Below are 20163 nucleotides of genomic sequence, written 5' to 3' on the forward strand. Positions count from 1 at the left end.
CCTGCCGGCTCGTCCCTTGGAACTGACGGCCACCACCGGCGCCAACTCAAGCCGGGGTCTGGGGACATGCTCATGTCCCCAGCGGAGAGGGGGGGGCCGGGCGGAGAGGCGGAGCCTCTTCCCCGGGGCCAGCCCGGCAGCACGGCGCCGAATCGCGCATTCCCGCCGGAACCCGGCCACTCAACCCGGAAAGAACCGGTTCCCCGGCCGTGGCAGGCCCAGATGCTCGCGCAACGTCTGCCCCGCATAGTCGCGCCGGAAGATTCCGCGCCGCTGCAGTTCCGGCACCAGCTTCCGCACCACCGCCTCCAGCCCGCCGGGCAGCCAGGAGAACATGACGTTGAACCCGTCGGAGCCACGCTCCACGAGCCACTGCTCCATCTCGTCCGCGACGCTGCGCGGCGTGCCGACGAAGGCGAGCCCCGCATAGCTGCCGGCCCGCTGGGCGAGCTGCCGGATCGTGAGGTTCTCCCGCCGCGCCAGCTCGACCATCCGCTCCCGCGCGCTGCGGCTGGCATTGGTCTCGGGGATCTCGGGCAGCGGCCCGTCCGGGTCGTAGCCGGAAACGTCATGGCCCAGCATCCCGTTCAGCGAGGCGATGCCGCTGTCGTAATGCACCAGGGAATCCAGCCGGCGACGCTCCTCCTGCGCCTCCTCGATGCTGTCGGCCACGACGAGGAAGGCCGCGGGAAGGATCTTCAGGTGGTCCGGGTCGCGCCCCAGTGCCTCCATGCGGCCCTTCACGTCGCGGTAGAAGCTCTTGCCGGCTTCCAGATTCGGCGAGGCCCCGAACACCACCTCCGCCGTCTCGGCCGCAAGCTGCCGCCCCGCCTCGGAAGCGCCCGCCTGCACGATGACCGGCCAGCCCTGCACCGGCCGCGCGATGTTCAACGGCCCGCGTACATTCAGATGGGGTCCGTGATGGTTCAGCACATGCATCCGTGCCGGGTCGAAATAGATCCCGCTTTCCGCATCGCGGAGGAAGGCATCGTCGGCGAAACTGTCCCAGAGGCCGGTGACCACATCGTAGAACTCGCGCGCACGGTCATAGCGCGCATCGTGCTCCATCTGCGTGTCCTGACCGAAATTCAGCGCCGCATCTGGATTCGCGGTGGTGACGATGTTCCACCCCGCCCTGCCGCCGCTGAGATGGTCGAGCGAGGCGAAGCGCCGGGCGATGTGATAGGGCTCGTCGAAGGTGGTCGAGGCGGTCGCCACCAGCCCGATCCGCTCCGTCGCGCCCGCCAGGGCGGACAGCAGCGTGAAGGGCTCGAAGGAGGTGACGGTGTGGCTGCGCTTCAGCGCATCCACCGGCATGTCCAGCACGGCCAGATGATCCGCCATGAAGAAGGCGTCGAACTTCGCCTCCTCCAGCCGGCGCGCGAGATGGCGCAGATGCGCGAAGTTGAAGTTCGCGTCCGGCCAGGCGCCAGGATAGCGCCAGGCACCGGTGTGGATGGCCACGGGGCGCATGAAGGCGCCCAGGTGCAACTGTCGGGCCATTGAGGATTCCCCCGCCCGATCCGGCGGGATTGCCGGTCGGTTCCCCGGGGATCTGGAGACGTGCCCACCGTCTTTCCAGCCATGGCGCCGCCGGAGCCCCGCGCGGCGGCGCCAGCCATGAAAAAAGGGCGGGAGCCGAAGCTCCCGCCCTCCTTCCTCGCATCCACCGGGGCATTGCCCCGGCGGCGTCGGCCTCAGAGGCCCAGCATCAGGCGGCGCGGGTCCTCGATGCCTTCCTTCACGCGGACCAGGAAGCTCACCGCCTCCTTGCCGTCCACGATCCGGTGGTCGTAGCTCAGCGCCAGGTACATCATCGGACGGATCTCGATCTTGCCGCCCACCGCCATCGGGCGCTCCTGGATCTTGTGCATGCCCAGAATGCCCGACTGCGGCGGGTTCAGGATCGGCGTGCTCATCAGCGAGCCGTAGATGCCGCCATTGGTGATGGTGAAGGAGCCGCCGGCCAGCTCCTCCAGCTTCAGCTGGCCGTCACGGGCACGCTTGCCGAAGCCGGAGATCGCCTTCTCGATCTCCGCGAAGGACAGCTCCTGCGCGTTGCGCAGCACCGGCACGACGAGGCCGTTCGGCCCGCCGACCGCGATGCCCATGTTCACGAAGTTCTTGTAGACGACGTCGTCGCCGTCGATCTCCGCGTTCACCGCCGGCCATTCCTGAAGGGCGGCGACACAGGCCTTCACGAAGAAGGACATGAAGCCGAGCTTGGTGCCCTGCTTCTTCTCGAAGGCGTCCTTGTACTCGGCGCGCAGCGCCATCACGGCCGACATGTCCACCTCGTTGAAGGTGGTCAGCATGGCGGCGGTGTTCTGCGCCTCCTTCAGCCGGTTGGCGATGGTCTTGCGCAGGCGGGTCATCTTCACCCGCTCCTCGCCCGCCTGCGGCGCGCGCGGCGCCTTCGGCGCGGCGGGCTTCGCCGGCTCGGAGGCCGGACGGTTCAGGAAGGCCTGCACGTCGCCCTTCGCGATACGGCCGTCCTTGGCCGAGCCGGCGCCGATCTGCTCGGCGGAGACGCCCTTCTCCGCCATCATCTTGGCGGCGGCCGGCAGCGGCGCGTGCTCGCCCCCCTTGGTCGGCGTCTCGACACCGCCCGGGCGGGACACGGGGCCGGAAGCCGGGCGCGGCTCCTCGACCTTCGGGGCCGCCGGCGCGGCGGTGGAGGCGGCCGCCGGCTTGGCGGCCGCGGCGCCGGAGCCCGCGGCGATGGAGCCCAGCAGCGCGCCGACCTCGACCTCGGCGCCCTCGTCGGCGGCGATCGCCTCCAGCACGCCGGCTTCCGGCGCGTTGACCTCGACCGTGACCTTGTCGGTCTCCAGCTCCACCAGCGGCTCGTCAGCCTTCACCGCCTCGCCGGCCTTCTTCAGCCAGCGCGCCACGGTCGCGGTGCTGACGCTCTCGCCCAGGGTGGGGACCAGGATATCGCTCATGGATTCTTCTCGTTCCGTCTCGTCAGGAAAGGGCGAGAGCCTGCCCCACCAGGGCCTGCTGCTGCTCCGCATGCGTCTTCGCCAGGCCGGTGGCCGGGCTCGCCGCGATGGCACGGCCCACGTAGTCCGGCCGCTTGGCCGCGATGTCCAGGCCCTTCAGCACCTTCTCCAGGCGCCGGTCCATGAAGGTCCAGGCTCCCATGTTCTCCGGCTCCTCCTGGCACCAGATCACCTCGGCCTTCTTGTAGGGCGCGAGGACGGTGGCCAGGGCCTTCGCCGGGAAGGGATACATCTGCTCCACCCGGACGATGGCGACATCCTTCGCCCCGGCGTCGCGGCGCGCCTGCAGCAGGTCGTAATAGACCTTGCCCGTGCAGAGCACGACGCGCTTGACCTCCTCCTCCGGCGCGATCGCGTCGATCTCGGGGATCACGGCGCGGAAGCCGGTGCCGGGGCCGAACTCGCTCAGGCTGCTCACCGCCAGCTTGTGGCGCAGCAGCGACTTCGGCGTCATCTGCACCAGCGGCTTGCGGTAGTTGGCCTTCATCTGCCGGCGCAGGGCATGGAAATAGTTGGCCGGGGTGGTGATGTTCACCACGCGCATGTTGTTCTCGGCGCAGAGCTGCAGGTAGCGCTCCAGCCGGGCGGAGGAATGCTCCGGACCCTGGCCCTCATAGCCGTGCGGCAGCAGCAGCACGAGGCCGGACATGCGCAGCCACTTCGTTTCGGCCGAGGCGATGAACTGGTCGATGATCACCTGCGCGCCATTGGCGAAGTCGCCGAACTGGCCCTCCCAGAGCACCAGCGTCTGCGGGTCGGCCAGCGAGTAGCCGTAGTCGAAGCCCATCACGCCGAACTCGGAGAGCAGCGAGTTGAAGGCGTCGAAACGTGGCTGACCCTCGCGGATGTTGTTCAGCGGGACGTATTCGGACTGGTCCTTCTGGTCGATCAGCACGCAATGCCGCTGCGAGAAGGTGCCGCGCTGCACATCCTCGCCGGACAGGCGCACACGGTGTCCGTCCAGCAGCAGGCTGCCGAAGGCCAGGGCCTCGCCGGTTGCCCAGTCGATGCCCTCGCCGGTCTCGATGGCGTTCTTCTTGGCCTCGAGCTGGCGGGCGATCTTCGGGTTCACGTTGAATTCGGCCGGCACCCGGGCCAGGGCGCCGCCCACCTCGCGCAGCGTGTCGAGGGACACCGCGGTCTCGTACTCGGAATCGGCGGTCTCGTCGGTCGGGGCCTTCAGCCCGGCCCAGTGGCCTTCCAGCCAGTCGGCCTTGTTCGGCTTGAAGCTCGCCGAGGCCTGGAAGGCGTCCTCCAGCTTGGCGTTGTAGGCGTCGAGCATGCCCTGCACGTCGGCCTCGGCCAGCGAGCCCTCCTCGACGAGCTGCTTCGCGTACTTGGCGCGCGCCGTCGGGGTTTCCTTGATGCGGGCATACATCAGCGGCTGGGTGAAGGCCGGCTCGTCCGTCTCGTTGTGGCCATGGCGGCGATAGCAGACGATGTCGAGCACCACATCCACCGCGAACTGCTGGCGGAACTCGGTGCAGAGGCGCGCGGCGAAGACCACGGCCTCGGCATCGTCGCCGTTCACGTGCAGGATCGGCGCCTGCACCGACTTGGCCACGTCCGTGCAGTAGAGGCCGGAATAGGCATGCGCCGGGGTGGTGGTGAAGCCGATCTGGTTGTTGGTCACGACATGCACCGTGCCGCCGGTGCGGTAGCCGATGAGCTGGCTCATCGCCAGGGTCTCATAGACCACGCCCTGGCCGGCGAAGGCCGCGTCGCCGTGCAGCAGGATGCCCATCACGGACTTCCGGCTCTTGGTGTCGCCCGCCATGTCCTGGCGCGCCCGCACCTTGCCGGCCACGACCGGATCGACGCATTCCAGGTGGGAGGGGTTCGGCTGCAGCGAGAGATGGACCTTGCGGCCCTCGATCTCGATGTCGGTGGAGGTGCCCAGGTGGTACTTCACGTCGCCCGAACCCTGCACCGAGTCCGGGTTGGCGGAGCCGCCCTTGAACTCGGAGAAGAGCTGGACGTAGGGCTTGCGCACCACGTTCACGAGCGTGTTCAGGCGGCCGCGATGGGCCATGCCGATCACCACCTCGTTGACGCCGTCCTTGGCGCCTGTCTCGATCACCGCCTGCACCGCCGGGATGGTGGCCTCGCCACCCTCCAGGCCGAAGCGCTTGGTGCCGACATACTTCTTGGCGCAGAAGGCTTCCCAGCCCTCGGCCTCGGTCAGGTCCTCCAGGATCGCGGCCTTCTCGGCCTTGCTGAAGGCATCCCTGGCCTTCCAGGGCGCGCCCTCGATGCGGCTCTGGATCCAGGCCTTCTGGTCCGGGTCCTGGATGTGCATGAACTCGGTGCCGATCGAACCGCAGTATGAGGCGCGGAGGGTCGCCATGATCTCGCGCAGCGTGGCGGTCTCGCGGCCCAGCGCGCCGTTGATGAAGATCGGGCGGTCGTAGTCGGCCTCGGTGAAGCCGTAGCTCGCCGGGTCGAGTTCGGCATGAGCCTTCTTCTTCTGAAGGCCCAGCGGATCGAGGTCGGCCTCCAGATGGCCGCGCACGCGATAGACGCGGATCAGCATCAGGGCGCGCAGCGAATCGAGCACTTCCTGGCGGCTGGCGCCCGGGGCCGCCGCCGGGGCGGCACCCTTGCCGCCCTTCGCCGGGGCCGGGGCGGGCTCCTCCGGGGCGAAGCCGCCGCGCGGGCGCGGGGCCCAGGAGGCGCCGGAGGCATCCTCCAGCACGGCGCGGGCATCGTCGTTCAGGGCCGCGAAGAGCTCCTGGAAGGACGGATCGACGCTGTCGGGCTTCTCCACCCAACGCGCGTAGAGATCCGCGAGGAAGGCGGCATTCGCCCCCGTCATCGCGGTCGCGAGGATGTCCACACCAGGCATCGGTCTTCCTCCTGCGAGCCGACCCTCCGTCGGGCCAGCCGGCTGACGACATGCAAGAACGCCGCCGCTATACTGCGGCGACGTCCGTAAACATAGTGACCATGGCCGGAGGATGGCACCCGCGACAGGCGGATCAGGCCCGCGTTGCGGAAGAAGGTCCCGCCCCCCGGCCGCGGGGGTTCCCCGAAAGGGGAAGTGCCCCGGGGCCGGGCCCCGGAGCGGTTCAGGCCGGACGGTTCAGCCCTTGATGGCCTTCATCATGGTCGAGCCCAGCGCGGCCGGGCTGTCGGCCACGAAGATGCCGGCGGAACGCATGGCATCCATCTTGGCCTCGGCGGTGTCCTTGCCGCCCGAGATCACCGCGCCGGCATGGCCCATGCGGCGGCCCGGAGGCGCCGTGGCGCCGGCGATGAAGCCCACGACCGGCTTGTAGTTGCTGGAGCCGGGCTTGTTCTCCTGGCCCAGGAACTCGGCCGCGATGATCTCCGACTGGCCGCCGATCTCGCCGATCATCACGATCTGCTTGGTCTCGGGGTCCGCCAGGAACATCTGGAGAACGTCCAGGAAGTCCGTGCCCTTCACCGGGTCGCCGCCGATGCCCACGCAGGTGGACTGGCCGAGGCCCGCGGCCGTGGTCTGCGCCACCGCCTCATAGGTCAGGGTGCCGGAGCGGGAGACCACGCCCACCGAGCCGCGCTTGTGGATGTAGCCCGGCATGATGCCGATCTTGCAGGCTTCCGGGGTGATCACGCCCGGGCAGTTCGGCCCGATCAGGCGGGACTTGGAACCGTCCAGGGCGCGCTTGACCTTGACCATGTCCAGCACCGGGATGCCCTCGGTGATGCAGACGATCAGCGGGACCTCGGCGGCGATGGCCTCCAGGATCGAGTCGGCGGCAAACGGCGGCGGCACGTAGATGACGGAGGCATCGGCGCCCGTCTTCTCCACGCACTCGGCCACCGTGTTGAAGACGGGCAGGCCGATATGGGTCTGCCCGCCCTTGCCCGGGGTCACGCCGCCCACGTAGTTGGTGCCGTAGGCGATGCCCTGCTCGGCGTGGAAGGTGCCCTGCGACCCGGTGAACCCCTGGGTCATCACCTTGGTGTGCTTGTCGACGAGGATAGCCATGGTTCAGGCCGCCTTCTTCACGGCGTCCACCACCTTCTGGGCGGCGTCGGCGAGGTTGTCCGCGGGGATGATGGCAAGCCCCGATTCGGCCAGGATCTTCTTGCCGAGGTCCACGTTCGTACCCTCCAGGCGCACCACCAGCGGCACCTTCAGGGTCAGGTTCTTGGCGGCCTGCACGATGCCCGAGGCGATCATGTCGCACTTGGCGATGCCGCCGAAGATGTTGACCAGGATGCCCTTGACGTTGCTGTCCGAGGTGATGATCCGGAACGCCTCGGTCACGCGGTCGGCCGTCGCGGTGCCGCCGACGTCGAGGAAGTTCGCGGGCGAGGAGCCATAGAGCTTGATGATGTCCATGGTGGCCATCGCCAGGCCGGCGCCGTTCACCATGCAGCCGATCTCGCCATCCAGCGCGACGTAGTTCAGGTCGTTCTTGGCGGCGTCCAGCTCCTTGGGGTCCATCTCCGTCTCGTCGCGGAGGGCCTCCAGGTCCTTGTGCCGGAACAGCGCGTTGTCGTCGAAGGAGACCTTGGCGTCGAGCGCCACGACCTCGCCCGCGCCGGTCACCACCAGCGGGTTGATCTCGACGATCGCCATGTCGAGGTCGGTATAGGCCTGGTACATGGCCGTCACGAACTTCGTGAAGACGCCGACCTGCTTGCCCTCCAGCCCGAGGCCGAAGGCGAGCTTGCGCGCGTGCCAGCCCTGGATGCCGGTGGCCGGATCGACGGCGACCTTGAGGATCTTCTCCGGCTGGTGCTCGGCGACCTCCTCGATCTCCATGCCGCCCTCGGTCGAGGCCATCACGGTGATGCGCGAGGTCTCGCGGTCCAGCAGGATGGAGAGGTACAGCTCGCGCTTGATGTCGCAGCCGGCCTCCACATAGACCTGGTTGACGACCTTGCCCTCGGCGCCGGTCTGCTTGGTGACCAGCGTATGGCCGATCATGGCGGCGGCGGCTTCCTTGGCGGCCTCCGGCTTGACGACGCGCACGCCGCCCTTGCCGTTCGGGTCGTCCTTGAAGCGGCCCGCGCCGCGCCCGCCGGCATGGATCTGCGACTTCACCACCACCACGGGGCCCGGCAGCTTCTTCGCCGCGGCCTCGGCCTCCTCCGGGGTCCTGGCGACGTAGCCGTCGAGCACCGCGACGCCGTAGCGGCGCAGCAGCTCCTTGCCCTGGTACTCATGGATGTTCATACGGAATCCCCGCTCTCTGGATGCGGAAAGGGCCGGGATCGCCCCGGCCCAGGTTTCTCAGACGCCGAGCTTCTTGAAGTCCTCGACCAGCTTCTTCACCGCGTCGCAGGACTTGTCGAAGGCCGCCTTTTCCTCCGGGGTGAACTGGACCTCGACGATCCGCTCCACGCCGCCCTCGCCGATCACCACCGGCACGCCCACGTAGAAGTCCTTCAGCCCGTACTCGCCGTTCAGCATGACGGCGCAGGGCAGGACGCGCTTCTTGTCCTTCAGGTAGGCCTCGGCCATGGCCACGGCGGAAGCCGCCGGGGCGTAGAAGGCGGAGCCCTTCTCCAGCAGTTTCACGATCTCGCCGCCGCCATTGGCGGTGCGGGCCACGATCGCGTCGATCTTCTCCTGGGTGGTCCAGCCCATCTTCACCAGGTCGGGCACCGGGATGCCCGCCACGGTGGAGTAGCGGGTCAGCGGCACCATCGTGTCGCCATGGCCGCCCAGCACGAAGGCGGTCACGTCCTCGATCGAGACCTTGAACTCCTCGGCCAGGAAGAGGCGGAAGCGGGAGCTGTCGAGCACGCCCGCCATGCCCACCACCTTGTGCGCCGGCAGGCCGGACTTCTGCTGCAGCGCCCAGACCATCACATCCAGCGGGTTGGTGATGCAGATCACGAAGGCGTCCGGAGCATACTGCTTGATGCCCTCGGCCACCTGGCCCATCACGCCGGCGTTCTTGGTGAGCAGGTCGTCGCGGCTCATGCCCGGCTGGCGGGGGAAGCCGGCGGTGACGATGACGACGTCCGCGCCCGCGATGGCCGCATAGTCGGACCCGCCCGACATGGCGCTGTCGAAGCCGTCCACCGGGCTGGACTGCATGATGTCCAGGGCCTTGCCGGCCGCCACGCCACCGAAGACGTCGAACATGACGACGTCACCGAGTTCCTTGAGACCGATAAGGTGGGCGAGGGTGCCACCGATGTTGCCGGCGCCGATCAGCGCGATCTTCTTGCGGGCCATGGGGTTTCCTTATGAAAAAGGACCGTCCGTATGTGGAAAGGCCGCCGGACCGATTAGACCCGTGGACACGGCCCGACAAGGCGTCGCCGCCAGCCTCTTCGCAAATGCAACAGAGGATTGTCCGGGCACGGAGGCAACCTCCGCCCATCCCCCGCCCCTCAACCGCCCATGGAACCGCTTGCCGGAATCGGAACGGCCCGCTCCCGGAATGCCGGGAGCGGGCCGTAACCTACTGCAATCAAGGCGAAAAGCCGCTTGGTTCCGTCCATCCGGGCCAGAAAGGAGGAACCCCCTCCCCCTTTCCGGCCCTTTGCCGGTCAGAGCGGCATGCAGCGGATCGTGTCGGTATGGCCCCGGGCCAGCGTGGCCAGCGTGCCCTCGGGGCAGGCCATCTGCTCGGCATCCGGCGCCGGCAGGCCGGCGTGCCAGACGCTGCGGCGCGGCGTCGCCGCCCGGGCGGAGGAGGCGAAGCTGGCCAGCCGCGCGCCCGTGCAGTTGCCCCGCGCATCCCGCCGCAGGCAGGTGCCGGAGGCCACGGCCTTCATCTCGGAACGGCTCATCTGCCTGCCCGCCACCACCTGGCGCCCGCCGCCCCCGGCCTTGGCCGAGCCGCGCGCGGAGCGGCTGGCGGTCGCCTTGCCACGCCCGGTGGCGGTGCCGGCGGACACGCGGCGCAACGACGGCGCGGCGCTGGCCACCCGCCGGCCGGTCGCCGGCTTCGCCTTGACGCTCCGCGTCACCTGCGTGCCACGATGGCTGTCGCTGCCCTTGCGGGCGGCATCGGCATTCCCCGCGCCGAGCACCGCCGCCAGGCCACAGCCCGCCAGCACGAACAGAAACTTCCCCCAAACGGATCTACGGCGCATGTCTTCCCCCTTCATGCGTCAGTTGAGATGCGGCAGCGCCAGGTATTCCCGGCTCTGCATCTCCATGAGGCGGGAGGCGGTGCGCTGGAACATCTGCGCGTTCTCCCCCCGCTCATAGAGAGTGTCCGGCTGCGCGGCGGCACTGGCCACCAGCTTGCAGCGGTGCTCGTACAGGGCGTCGATCAGCGTGATGAAGCGACGCGCCTTGTCGTAATTCTCCGGTCCGAGCCGCGGCACCCCGTCCAGGACCAGGGCATGGAAGCGCTTCGCCAGCGCCAGGTAGTCCCCCGGCCCCAGGAAGACCCCGCAGAGCTCGTCGAAACCGGCCCGCGCGACGCCCCCATGCGCCTGCGGGACGGTGAAGCTGCGGCCCGGCATCTCGATCCGCGCGGGCTCCCCATGGTCCCGCCCGGTCAGCTCTCGGAAGGCCGCGTCCAGCGCGCGTTCCGCCCGCCCATCATCCGGGCTGTGCCAGGTGGTGGTCAGGGATCGCCCCCGGTCGCGCCGGTAGTCCTGCCGCGAATCCAGGAACAGGAGCTCGGTCCGCGCCTGGATCAGGGCGATGAAGGGCAGAAAGGCGTCCCGGCCCGGCTTGCCCTTGAACAGATCCTCCGGCGCCGTGTTGGATGTCGCGACCACCACCACCCCACGCGCGAAAAGCGCCCCGAACAGCCGCCCCAGGATCATGGCGTCGGTGATGTCATGCACCTGGAACTCGTCGAAGCAGAGCAGCGCGGCCTTGGCGGCGATGCTGTCGGCGAGCGGCGGAATCGGGTCGTCGCCGCCCGGATTCTCCCGCTTCCACAGATGGATGCGCCGGTGGCTGTCCTGCATGAACTGGTGGAAATGGATGCGCTGCTTGCGTGCCACCTGGGCCGTGTCGAAGAACAGGTCCATCAGCATGGACTTGCCCCGCCCGACCTCGCCCACGAGGTACAGGCCCTTCGGCGCCTCCGGCAGCGTCTCGGCCGCGGGCCTGCGCCGGAACAGCCGGCCCAACAGCCCGCCACCCTCGGCCGGCGGCCCGGCCAGGGGCTTCGGATCGTAGCCCCGGATGCGCTGCCACAGGTCCTGAAGCCGCTCCGCCGCCTTTTCCTGCGCCGGATCGGGGCGCAGATTGCCCGCCGCCACCCTGTTCCGGTAAGCGGGAAGCGGCCCTTCCCCCTGGGGAGCCGGGGCGTCAGCGAGACTGCCCGACAACGATCCGTCCATCGGAACAGTGTCCTAGACCGCCGAACCGTTTATCGCAACCGCGTGATGACGGACGGCCGTAACTTTCACGACAGTTGAAGAAAACGCCTCAACCCCGTGTTTCAGCGCGAATTTCGTTGCCCTGCCTTTGACCTGCCCGCCAGAGGCGCATCCTGTTCCCCGTGGAACGCCGGTGGCGGGTCCCGCTCAGCGTTGCGCTTCCTGGTGGCCCGCAGGGTCCTGGCGGATAGGGGGTCCCAGGTGAAAGGCGGCGCCTTTCACCTGGGACGGTGCAACGCCGCGGCGAATCCCGTTGTCCGGATCAGGCGGCGCGCCTGAAGGCGCCGGCCTCCTGGGGGTGCCACCAGCGCCCGCCGATCACCACGCCCTCGGACAGGATGCGGCGGTCGCCGTTCAGCACCTCGCCGGTCACGTCCACGTAGTCGAAACTCCCCTCCTTCACCGAGAGGATGGTGGCGTCGCCCGCGCTGCCCGGCTTCAGCGAACCGAGCTCGGGCCGCTTCAGCGCCCTGGCCGGCTCAACGGTGGAACGGGCGATCACCTCGTCCAGCGGCATGCCGAGGCAAAGGAACTTCGACAGGGTGGTCACCTGGTCGAAGGCCGGGCCGTCGATGCAGAGCGCATGCACGTCGGAGGAGATGGTGTCCGGCGGGAAGCCGTTGGCCAGCATGGCGCGCGCCGTCCTGAAGGCGAAGCTGCCCTGGCCATGCCCGATGTCGAAGATCACCCCCCGCTCGCGCGCCGCCAGCACCACCGGCTTCACCCGGCCCTGGGCGGTGATCGGCGCATTGGGGAAGGGCCGGAAGCAATGCGTCAGGATGTCGCCGGGCCGCAGCCGCTCCACCACCTCCTCGTAGCTCGGCGGCGGATGGTCGATATGCGCCATGAGCGGCAGGCCGGTCTCGTCGGCCACCTGCAACGCGATGTCGAGCGGCACCGTGCCGGAATTGCCCGAGGCATGCAGACCGACCCGTACCTTGATGCCCACGATCAGGTCGCGGTTGGCATCGGCCACCTGTACCGCCTCGATCGGGTTCATCATGCGCAGGTCACCGCTCTCGCCCACCATCACGCGCTTGGAGAAGCCGTAGATGCCGGCATGGGAGACATGGAGATAGGCCAGGATGCGCACCTGGCTGCGCTCGATCACATGGTGGCGGAAGCCCGGCCAGTTGCCCGGCCCGGCGCTGCCCGTGTCCACGGCGGTGGTGACGCCGGAGATTCGCGCGAAATGCTCCGCATTGATGCCGAGCGAGGTGCCGCCGTCATAGACATGGGTGTGCAGGTCGATCAGCCCGGGCGAGACGATATACCCCGATACGTCGCGCACATCCGTTTCCGGCCCGGCCTCCAGCCCCTTGCCCAGCTTCGCGACCTTGCCGCCGGAGAAGCCGACATCCATGACACCGTCGATCTTCTGCGACGGGTCGATCACCCGCCCGCCGGTGAGGATGAGGTCATAGGACATGGACAGAGGACTCCCAGGAACAGCGGCCGCGGCAAAGGGCGGCCCGCAGGCGGCTGCGGACCGTAGAACCCTTCGCCAGGGCTGCAAATGCGTCCCGGGGCGATTCCGTCACCCGCTCTCCGCCGCCCGGGCCAGGATCCGCTCCACCCAGCGCTGCGATTCCAGCGCCTCCTCCCCGGAAACGGCGGGTGGGCGCCCCATGCGGCAGGCCTCCAGGAAGTCGGCGATCAGCGCCCGGTGGGCATCATGCGGGAAGTCCATGATGTTCGCCCCGCTGCCGGTGCTGCCCTCGGCCTCCACCCGCTCCCGCCGCCCATCCGCCCAGGCGAGGTCCAGCGCCCCGCCGACCAGGCTGGCCGAGCCCGCGGCGCCGATCACCTCGATCCGCTCCGGCTGCCCCGGCGGAAAGGCGGTGGTGGCCGTCAGCACCCCCGGCGCGCCATTGCCCAGCCGCAGCAGCGCGGCGACATAGTCCTCCGCCTCCATCCGGTGCAGCGCCGTGGTGCGCGCCTCCGCTGCCGTGACCGCGCCGATCCCGACCAGGGAGCGGAACAGGTCCAGCGTGTGGATCGCCTGGGTCAGCAGCACGCCGCCGCCATCGCGCGCCAGGGTGCCGCGCCCCGGTTCGTCGTAATAGCTCTGCGGCCGCCACCAGGGCACGGCCATCGAGGCCGCCTGCACAGCACCCAGAGCCCCACTCTCCAGCACGGCGCGCAGCCGCAGGCTGGCCGGACGGAAACGGTGCTGCAGCATCACGCCGAGGCAGAGCCCGGCCCGCCGCGCGGCCTCGACCAGGGTCGCGCCCCTGGCCGCATCCAGTTCCAGCGGCTTCTCCACCAGCACATGCCTGCCGGCATCGAGGCAGCGCCGCGCCACCTCCAGATGCGCCGCCGGCGGGGTGAGCACCAGCACCACCCGCACGCGCGGATCGGCGATGGCGGCCCCGATATCCGTCGTGACCGGAAAAGGGAAGTCCCGCGCGAAAGCCGCCGCCCGCTCCTCCGTCCGGCTGGCGGCCCAGACGACCTCGGCCCGGTCCGACAGGTCCAGCAGGCTGCGCGCATGTGGTTGGGCGGCGGGGCCCAGCCCCACCATCGCGACGCCGATCCGTTCCATGATGCCCTCCCCTCCCGGTGCCACGGCCGGGCACCCCGGGGAAAAGCCTATCCCTGGCCCGTTCCTTCCGGCCAGAGCCGCTTCAGCGCGCCGATCAGCGCGGCGGTGGAACCGTCATGCCCCGGCCCCACCGGCCCCGAAAGCTCCGGCAGGATCGCACTGGCCAGTTGCTTGCCCAGTTCCACGCCCCACTGGTCGAAGGCGTTCACGTCCCACAGCGCCCCGAGGCAGAAGACCTTGTGCTCGTACAGCGCCACGAGCTGTCCCAGGGTGAAGGGCGTCAGCTCCGGGATCAGGATGGTCGTGCTCGGCCGGTCGCCGGGGAAGAGCCGGTGCGGCAGCAGCGCCTCGACCTCCGCCGCGGACCTGCCGGATTTCAGCATCTCCGCCCGCACCTCCTCGGCGTCGCGGCCGCGCAGCAGCGCCTCGGCCTGGGCCAGCCCGTTGGCCAGCAGCAGCCGGTGGCTGGCCGGGAAATGGTGGTCCGGCCGCGCCACCAGCACGATATCCGCCGGCACCGGCGTGGTGCCCTGGTGCAGCAGCTGCATGAAGGAATGCTGCGCGTTGGTCCCCGGCTCGCCGAAGACCACCGCCCCGGTGTTGTGCGCCACCGGCAGCCCCTCCATCGTCACGCGCTTGCCGAGGGACTCCATCTCCAGCTGCTGCAGATGCGCCGGGAAGCGCGCCAGCCGCTCGTCATAGGGCAGCACCGCGCGGGTGCCGTAACCCAGCCCGTCCACATGCCAGACCTCGGCCAGCGCCATCAGCAGCGGCAGGTTCTCCGCATCCGGCGCGGCGAGGAAATGCTCGTCCATCGCCCGCGCCCCGGCCAGGAGCCGCTCGAAGGCCCGCCAGCCGCAGGACAGCGCGATCGACAGCCCCACCGCCGACCACAGGCTGAACCGCCCGCCCACCCAGTCGCGGAAGCCGAAGACCTGGTCCTCCGGCACGCCGAATGCCGCCGTGGCCTTCCGGTTGGTGGACAGCGCCACGAGATGCCGATCGCCCGCCTCCCCCAGCGCGGCGCGCAGCCAGTCCCGCACCAGATGCGCGTTGGACATGGTCTCGGCGGTGGTGAAGGTCTTGGAGGCCACCAGCACCAGCGTCCGCGCCGGGTCGAGCTGGTGGCGCAGCGCCTCCCAGGCATGGCCGTCGGCGTTGGAGAGCCAGTGCGCCCGCATCGGGCTGTCATGCCGGTGCAGCGCCCGCACCACCATCTGCGGTCCGAGGTCGGAGCCGCCGATGCCGATGTTCAGCACATCCGTATAGGGCTGGTCCGCATGGGTCCGCAGGGTGAAGGCCCGCATCGCCTCCAGCGTGTCGTTCACGCTGGCCGAGGCATCCTCCGCCCCGTCCCGCTCCAGCGCCCGGAAGGTGCCGCGCGGTGCCCGCAGCGCCATGTGCAGCACGGCGCGGTCCTCGGTCGCGTTGATCCGCTCCCCCGACGCCATGGCCCGGCGCCGCCCCGCCACGTCGCGCATGCCCGCCAGGCCGAGCAGCGCCCGCAGCACCTCCGGGCTCAGCGAGGTCTTCGACAGGTCCAGCGTCACCCCATCGGCATGGAAGGTGAACCGCTCCGCCCGGCCCGGATCGGCGGCAAAGAGCGGCCGGATCGCCGAAGCCCCCGGCGCCCGCGCCAGGGATGCGATCTCCGTCCACTTCGCGGTGGCGTCGGCATCCTGCGGCATGCGATTCCCTTTCCCTCACTTCCGGTCCGTCAGGCCCGCTCCGCACGGGCAATCTCGCCTGACCCAGCGCGGGAGCGGGCGCGGGCGTTGCATGCCTGTGCCTGGCGGCGGCCACAGCCCCGCCCGGCCCCGCCCCGCGCGGATCAGATCCCTTCCGGCTTCCCCGCCACCACGGCGCCCAGGCGGCCGGGCTGCAGCACGCGCGCCGCCACCCTGGCCACGCCATCGCGGGTCATCGCCGCCAGCCGTTCCGGCCGCTTCGCCAGCCAGTCCGCCGGGCGGCCGTTGCGGCGCTGGCCCATCAGGATGGAGGCGGTGCGGCGGCTGTCGGTGAACTGCAGCGGCAGGCTGCCGGTGAGGTAGGACACGGCCTCCTCCAGCTCCGCCTGCGTCGGCCCCTCCGCCGCCATATGCGCCCATTCGGCGCGCAGCACGTTCAGCGTCTCGGTGACGCGGGCATTCTCCGTGGCCACGGAGCCGGTCACGAGGCCCTGCCCCGCGATCACGTCCAGCCCGGCCCCGATGCCATAGGACAGGCCACGCTTGACCCGCACCTCCTGCATCAGGCGGGAGGAGAAGCCACCCCCGCCCAGCACGCGCAGCGCCACCTGCGCCGCCTCCCAGTCCGGGTCGCGCACCGGCAGTCCAGGCTGGCCGAACAGCACGGCGCATTGCGGCGCATCCACCGGCACCACCACCGCCCCCCCTCCTGGCGCCGGCCCGGCCAGGGCCGGCAGGACGAAGTCCGGCAGCGGCGGCGCCTCGGGCGCCCCACCTTCCGGCAGCCCGCCAAAGACCTCGGCCAGCAGGGCGGAGAAGGCTTCAGGAGCGATCGCCCCGGCGGCGGCGATCACCAGCCCGTCCCGGCGCAGGTGCCGCGCGGCCGCGGCACGGATCGCCTCCACGGGCAGGGCGGCGAGGCTTTCCGCCGTGCCGCCGGGCGGCCGGCCATAGGGGCTGCCGGGAAAGGCCTGCGCCCAGAAGGCGCGGTTCGCCTGCCCGCGCGGCCCCTCGAGCTGCTGCCGGGCGCCAGCGATGGCCCGGGCCCGCACCCGCTCCACCGCCTCAGCATCGAAGCGCGGCGAGAGCATGGCCAGCCGCGCCAGCCGCACCGCTTCCGGCAGCGCGTCGCCCAGCGCGCGGAAGCCACCCTCGAAGCCGTCGCGGTCGCCGTGAAAGGACAGCCCGATCGCCGCATCGCGCAGCGCATCCTGGAACTGCGCGGCGGGCAGGTCGCCCGCCCCCTCGGTCAGCAGGGCGGCGGCCAGGGCGGCGGCGCCCTCCTGCCCCTCGGGATCGAGCGAGGCGCCGCCCGACCAGCTCCAGGCCAGCGAGACCACCGGCACGGAATGATCCTCGGCCAGCCAGGCGGAAAGCCCGCCCGGCGCCGTGACCTCGCGGATCGGCAGGGAGAAGCCGGCCTGCGGGTGCGAGGGCGGCGGGGTCAGGGAAGAGGAGGTCACGATGCGCTCACGCCCTCGGGCAGCAGCCAGCCCGTGATGGAGGGATGGGTGAAGACGGAACGGGCGGCGGCGGCCACCTGGGCCTCGGTCACGGCGCGGATGCGGGTGGGCCAGAACTCCACCACCTCCGGCCCCAGCCCGACGGACAGCACATGGCCGAACATGCGCGGCGCGGCGCCCAGCCCGTCCAGCGCCAGCAGCGCGCCCGCCGTCACCTGCCGCCTGGAGCGGGCGACCTCCATCTCGGTCACGCCCTGGTCCAGCAGCCTGGCCACCTCGGCCTCCATCGCCGCCTCCAGCTTCGCCGGGGCGACGTCGCGCCGGGGCGTGGCATAGAGCATCAGCGTGCCGGCGCCGAGATCGTCGGAGTCGTAGTAGCATCCGGCCGAGACGGCGATCCCCGTCTCCACCAGTGCCCGGTGCAGCCGCGATCCCGCGCCGCCGCCGAAGAGATGCGCCAGCACCTCCAGCGGCTCGGCCAGGCCGGTCTCGCCCCAGGTCAGGGTCGGCGCGATCCAGGAACGCAGGTACTGCGCCTCCCGCACCTGGGCGTCGTTGCGCACCAGCCGTGCCTCCAGCGGTGCCTCGGGCGGCGCGGCGCGGCCACGGCCGGGCGCCTGGGTCGCCAGCTCGCGGGCAGGGATACCGCCATACTCGGCCTCCACCACCCGGCGCAGCTCATCCTCACCGACCGCGCCGCAGACCACCAGCACGCCGTTTCCCGGCGCATACCAGTGGCTGTGGAAATCCAGCAGGTCCTGCCGCGTGATCGCCCGGATATCCTCCTGCCAGCCGATGATCGGCCGCCCGTGCCAGTGCTGCGGCCCCCACATCGCGGCGCCATAGGCCTCCTGGAACCGGGCGCGCGGATTGGCGTCGGTGCGCTGCCGCCGCTCCTCCAGGATCACGTTGCGCTCCGGCTCGACCTCCGCCTCCGGCAGCGTCACCTCGCGCATCCGGTCGGCCTCCATCATCGCCATGAGCTGGAGGCGGGAGGCCTCGACCGTCTGGTGATAGGCGGTCACGTCGCGGGACGTATAGGCATTGTCCTGCCCGCCCTCCCGCGCCACGCGCTGGTTGAACTCGCCCGAGGCGACCTTCGGGCTGCCCTTGAACATCATGTGCTCGAGGAAATGGGCGGTGCCGGAACGCCCGGCCGGGTCGTCCCCCGCGCCGACGCCATAATAGAGGTAATGCGCCACCACCGGCGCCCGGCGGTTCTCGATATGGGCCACGCGCAGCCCGTTGGGCAGGCGCCAGAGCCCGGCATCGAACAGGCGCTTCTCCCCGGCGGGGGCGCCTTCCGGGGGCTGGGCCCGCAGGGCGGGCGGGGCGAGGGGCAGGCTGGCCGCCGCGGCGAGCGCGGCACGTCGGGTCAGGGACATGTCCATCCCAAGATGGCGGAAGGTCATTGATTTTTCCACCATGCCCCGGTGGCCACCCGGAGAGGGATCAACTCCCCGGGGTTGCGGCGGCCCGGAGCGGCGCCCTAAGTGCCGCCTTTCCCGCCGATCGCGCGAAACACAGAGGGACTGGAACAGAGATGAGCTACAAGGTCGCCGTCGTCGGCGCCACCGGGGCGGTGGGCCGCGAGATGCTCAAGACCCTGGCCGAGCGCCAGTTCCCGGTGGGCGAGGTGGTGGCGCTCGCCTCCGGCCGCTCCGCCGGGGCCGAGGTCTCCTTCGGGGAGGACAAGGTCCTCAAGGTCCAGAGCCTGGACAAGTACGACTTCCACGGCACCGACCTCGCCCTGTTCAGCCCGGGCGCCTCGGTTTCCGCCATCCACGCCCCCCGCGCCGCCGAGGCCGGCTGCGTGGTGATCGACAACACCAGCCAGTTCCGCATGGAGCCGGACGTGCCGCTGGTGGTGCCGGAGGTGAACCCGCAGGCGCTGAAGGGCTTCCGCAAGCGCCGCATCATCGCCAATCCCAACTGCTCCACCATCCAGATGGTGGTGGCGCTGAAGCCGCTGCACGACCTGGCGCGGATCACCCGCGTGGTGGTCTCGACCTACCAGTCCGTTTCCGGCGCGGGGAAGGAGGCGATGGATGAGCTCTTCGCCCAGACCCGCGGCGTCTTCGTGAACGATGCCGCGGCACCGGAGCAGTTCACCAAGCCCATCGCCTTCAACTGCATCCCGCATATCGACCGGTTCATGGACGACGGCGCCACCAAGGAGGAGTGGAAGATGGCGGTCGAGACCCGCAAGATCCTCGACCCGGACATCAAGGTCTTCGCCACCGCCGTGCGCGTGCCCGTCTTCATCGGCCATGGGGAGGCGGTGCATGTGGAGTTCGAGCGCCCGGTCACCGTGGAGCAGGCGCGCGAGGCGCTGCGCGAGGCCCCGGGCCTCATCGTCCACGACCAGCGGGAGGATGGCGGCTACGTCACCCAGATCGAATGCGCCGGAGAGGATGCGGTCTATGTCTCCCGTCTCCGCCAGGACCCGACGGTAGAGAACGGCCTGGCCTTCTGGTGCGTCTCCGACAACCTGCGCAAGGGCGCGGCGCTGAACGCCGTGCAGATCGCCGAGGAGATGCACCGCCAGGGCCTGCTCGGCCACGGCGCCACCTGAACCGGCCGAGTCGGAGGGGATGGGCACCCGCCCATCCCGCACCGCAGCACAATCCAGGCATGCGCTCCGGGCGGGAAGAGGAGGTGGAAGGAGGGCCGCCCAAAAGGGCGGAACCGCCGCAATTCTTCTCTTTGACGCCCGGCAGGTGCCGCAAAGGCGCCGCGAGCGGACACCAGCCTCCCCGGCAGTACGGAAGTCTGCGAAGGAGGATGACCAGATGCGTCGCGTTCTGCGAACCGGCATGGCCGCCGCGGTTCTGCTGGGGCTCGCGGCCTGCAGCGACCCCTACAGCCCTGGCCAGCGCGCCCTGGGCGGCGGCCTTCTCGGCGCCGGCGGCGGCGCGGCCGTGGCGGGGCTGACCGGCGGCAATGCGGCCACCGGCGCCCTGCTGGGCGGCGCGATCGGCGCGGTGGGCGGCGCCGTCACCACGCCGCAGCGGCCCTATTACGGCGGCTACGGCCCCCCGCGAGGCTACTATCGCGGCTGGTGATTTGTATTGCGAAGCATTCGCATTTTACTTGCGGGGAGGCTTGGCCTCCCCTTTCTTTTTTGTCCCGCTTCAGGAAGGTTATTCCGGGCCGCGTTGACG

General features: G+C 70.3%; 15 protein-coding genes. 2 read left to right on the forward strand and 13 right to left on the reverse strand.

What is annotated here, in order from left to right; translation table 11 throughout:
- Nucleotides 1-180: 180 nt before the first annotated feature.
- The 13 genes from BT98_RS0110110 to BT98_RS0110170 form a co-directional block, all read right to left on the reverse strand.
- Nucleotides 181-1503, reverse strand: coding sequence for an LLM class flavin-dependent oxidoreductase (locus BT98_RS0110110; protein ID WP_037250408.1), 1323 nt, complete (start codon nucleotides 1501-1503; stop codon nucleotides 181-183).
- A gap of 194 nt (nucleotides 1504-1697) precedes the next feature.
- Nucleotides 1698-2945, reverse strand: coding sequence for a 2-oxoglutarate dehydrogenase complex dihydrolipoyllysine-residue succinyltransferase (gene odhB / locus BT98_RS0110115; RefSeq protein ID WP_019460871.1), 1248 nt, complete (start codon nucleotides 2943-2945; stop codon nucleotides 1698-1700).
- A 22-nt stretch (nucleotides 2946-2967) separates the two neighbouring features.
- Nucleotides 2968-5850 carry a 2-oxoglutarate dehydrogenase E1 component gene (locus tag BT98_RS0110120; RefSeq protein WP_019460870.1) on the reverse strand — a complete coding sequence of 961 codons (2883 nt, stop codon included), beginning with the start codon at nucleotides 5848-5850 and terminating at the stop codon, nucleotides 2968-2970.
- Between the two features lie 237 nt (nucleotides 5851-6087).
- Nucleotides 6088-6978: a succinate--CoA ligase subunit alpha gene (gene sucD, locus BT98_RS0110125; protein ID WP_019460869.1), complete on the reverse strand. Its 891-nt coding sequence runs from the start codon at nucleotides 6976-6978 to the stop codon at nucleotides 6088-6090.
- 3 nt (nucleotides 6979-6981) lie between these two features.
- On the reverse strand, nucleotides 6982-8175 hold the full coding sequence (gene sucC / locus BT98_RS0110130; RefSeq protein ID WP_019460868.1) for an ADP-forming succinate--CoA ligase subunit beta: 1194 nt from the start codon (nucleotides 8173-8175) through the stop codon (nucleotides 6982-6984).
- 57 nt (nucleotides 8176-8232) lie between these two features.
- Nucleotides 8233-9186: a malate dehydrogenase gene (gene mdh / locus BT98_RS0110135; protein ID WP_019460867.1), complete on the reverse strand. Its 954-nt coding sequence runs from the start codon at nucleotides 9184-9186 to the stop codon at nucleotides 8233-8235.
- A gap of 317 nt (nucleotides 9187-9503) precedes the next feature.
- Nucleotides 9504-10052 carry a hypothetical protein gene (locus BT98_RS0110140; protein ID WP_126281893.1) on the reverse strand — a complete coding sequence of 183 codons (549 nt, stop codon included), beginning with the start codon at nucleotides 10050-10052 and terminating at the stop codon, nucleotides 9504-9506.
- Between the two features lie 18 nt (nucleotides 10053-10070).
- Nucleotides 10071-11264 (reverse strand): cell division protein ZapE, encoded by a 1194-nt coding sequence (gene zapE, locus BT98_RS0110145; protein WP_026033136.1) that lies wholly within the window; start codon nucleotides 11262-11264, stop codon nucleotides 10071-10073.
- A gap of 301 nt (nucleotides 11265-11565) precedes the next feature.
- Nucleotides 11566-12732 carry an amidohydrolase/deacetylase family metallohydrolase gene (locus BT98_RS0110150; protein WP_019460864.1) on the reverse strand — a complete coding sequence of 389 codons (1167 nt, stop codon included), beginning with the start codon at nucleotides 12730-12732 and terminating at the stop codon, nucleotides 11566-11568.
- 108 nt (nucleotides 12733-12840) lie between these two features.
- Complete coding sequence (locus tag BT98_RS0110155) at nucleotides 12841-13848, reverse strand: Gfo/Idh/MocA family protein (RefSeq protein WP_027297207.1); 1008 nt, start codon at nucleotides 13846-13848, stop codon at nucleotides 12841-12843.
- A 47-nt stretch (nucleotides 13849-13895) separates the two neighbouring features.
- Nucleotides 13896-15536: a glucose-6-phosphate isomerase gene (gene pgi / locus BT98_RS0110160; RefSeq protein ID WP_019460862.1), complete on the reverse strand. Its 1641-nt coding sequence runs from the start codon at nucleotides 15534-15536 to the stop codon at nucleotides 13896-13898.
- Between the two features lie 143 nt (nucleotides 15537-15679).
- Nucleotides 15680-16999, reverse strand: coding sequence for a M16 family metallopeptidase (locus tag BT98_RS0110165; protein WP_019460861.1), 1320 nt, complete (start codon nucleotides 16997-16999; stop codon nucleotides 15680-15682).
- On the reverse strand, nucleotides 16996-18411 hold the full coding sequence (locus BT98_RS0110170; RefSeq protein WP_019460860.1) for a M16 family metallopeptidase: 1416 nt from the start codon (nucleotides 18409-18411) through the stop codon (nucleotides 16996-16998). Before BT98_RS0110170 ends, BT98_RS0110165 begins: the two co-directional genes overlap by 4 nt.
- Before the next feature lie 131 nt (nucleotides 18412-18542).
- Here BT98_RS0110170 and BT98_RS0110175 point away from each other — a divergent pair, with 131 nt between their 5' ends.
- Nucleotides 18543-19574: an aspartate-semialdehyde dehydrogenase gene (locus BT98_RS0110175; RefSeq protein ID WP_019460859.1), complete on the forward strand. Its 1032-nt coding sequence runs from the start codon at nucleotides 18543-18545 to the stop codon at nucleotides 19572-19574.
- A 217-nt stretch (nucleotides 19575-19791) separates the two neighbouring features.
- Nucleotides 19792-20064, forward strand: a complete 273-nt coding sequence (locus BT98_RS23955) for a hypothetical protein (protein ID WP_037250410.1) — start codon at nucleotides 19792-19794, stop codon at nucleotides 20062-20064.
- The last annotated feature ends 99 nt before the right edge of the window (nucleotides 20065-20163 follow it).

The sequence above is a fragment of the Roseomonas mucosa ATCC BAA-692 genome, from assembly GCF_000622225.1.
Lineage (GTDB): Bacteria > Pseudomonadota > Alphaproteobacteria > Acetobacterales > Acetobacteraceae > Roseomonas > Roseomonas mucosa.

Coding starts and splice junctions, on each gene's coding strand:
- BT98_RS0110110 (WP_037250408.1), bottom strand. CDS start 1,503: ATGGCCCGACAGTTGCACCTGGGCGCCTTCATGCGCCCCGTGGCCATC.
- odhB (WP_019460871.1), bottom strand. CDS start 2,945: ATGAGCGATATCCTGGTCCCCACCCTGGGCGAGAGCGTCAGCACCGCG.
- BT98_RS0110155 (WP_027297207.1), bottom strand. CDS start 13,848: ATGGAACGGATCGGCGTCGCGATGGTGGGGCTGGGCCCCGCCGCCCAA.
- mdh (WP_019460867.1), bottom strand. CDS start 9,186: ATGGCCCGCAAGAAGATCGCGCTGATCGGCGCCGGCAACATCGGTGGC.
- sucD (WP_019460869.1), bottom strand. CDS start 6,978: ATGGCTATCCTCGTCGACAAGCACACCAAGGTGATGACCCAGGGGTTC.
- BT98_RS0110150 (WP_019460864.1), bottom strand. CDS start 12,732: ATGTCCTATGACCTCATCCTCACCGGCGGGCGGGTGATCGACCCGTCG.
- BT98_RS23955 (WP_037250410.1), top strand. CDS start 19,792: ATGCGTCGCGTTCTGCGAACCGGCATGGCCGCCGCGGTTCTGCTGGGG.
- pgi (WP_019460862.1), bottom strand. CDS start 15,536: ATGCCGCAGGATGCCGACGCCACCGCGAAGTGGACGGAGATCGCATCC.
- BT98_RS0110170 (WP_019460860.1), bottom strand. CDS start 18,411: ATGACCTTCCGCCATCTTGGGATGGACATGTCCCTGACCCGACGTGCC.
- zapE (WP_026033136.1), bottom strand. CDS start 11,264: ATGGACGGATCGTTGTCGGGCAGTCTCGCTGACGCCCCGGCTCCCCAG.
- sucC (WP_019460868.1), bottom strand. CDS start 8,175: ATGAACATCCATGAGTACCAGGGCAAGGAGCTGCTGCGCCGCTACGGC.
- BT98_RS0110120 (WP_019460870.1), bottom strand. CDS start 5,850: ATGCCTGGTGTGGACATCCTCGCGACCGCGATGACGGGGGCGAATGCC.
- BT98_RS0110140 (WP_126281893.1), bottom strand. CDS start 10,052: ATGCGCCGTAGATCCGTTTGGGGGAAGTTTCTGTTCGTGCTGGCGGGC.
- BT98_RS0110175 (WP_019460859.1), top strand. CDS start 18,543: ATGAGCTACAAGGTCGCCGTCGTCGGCGCCACCGGGGCGGTGGGCCGC.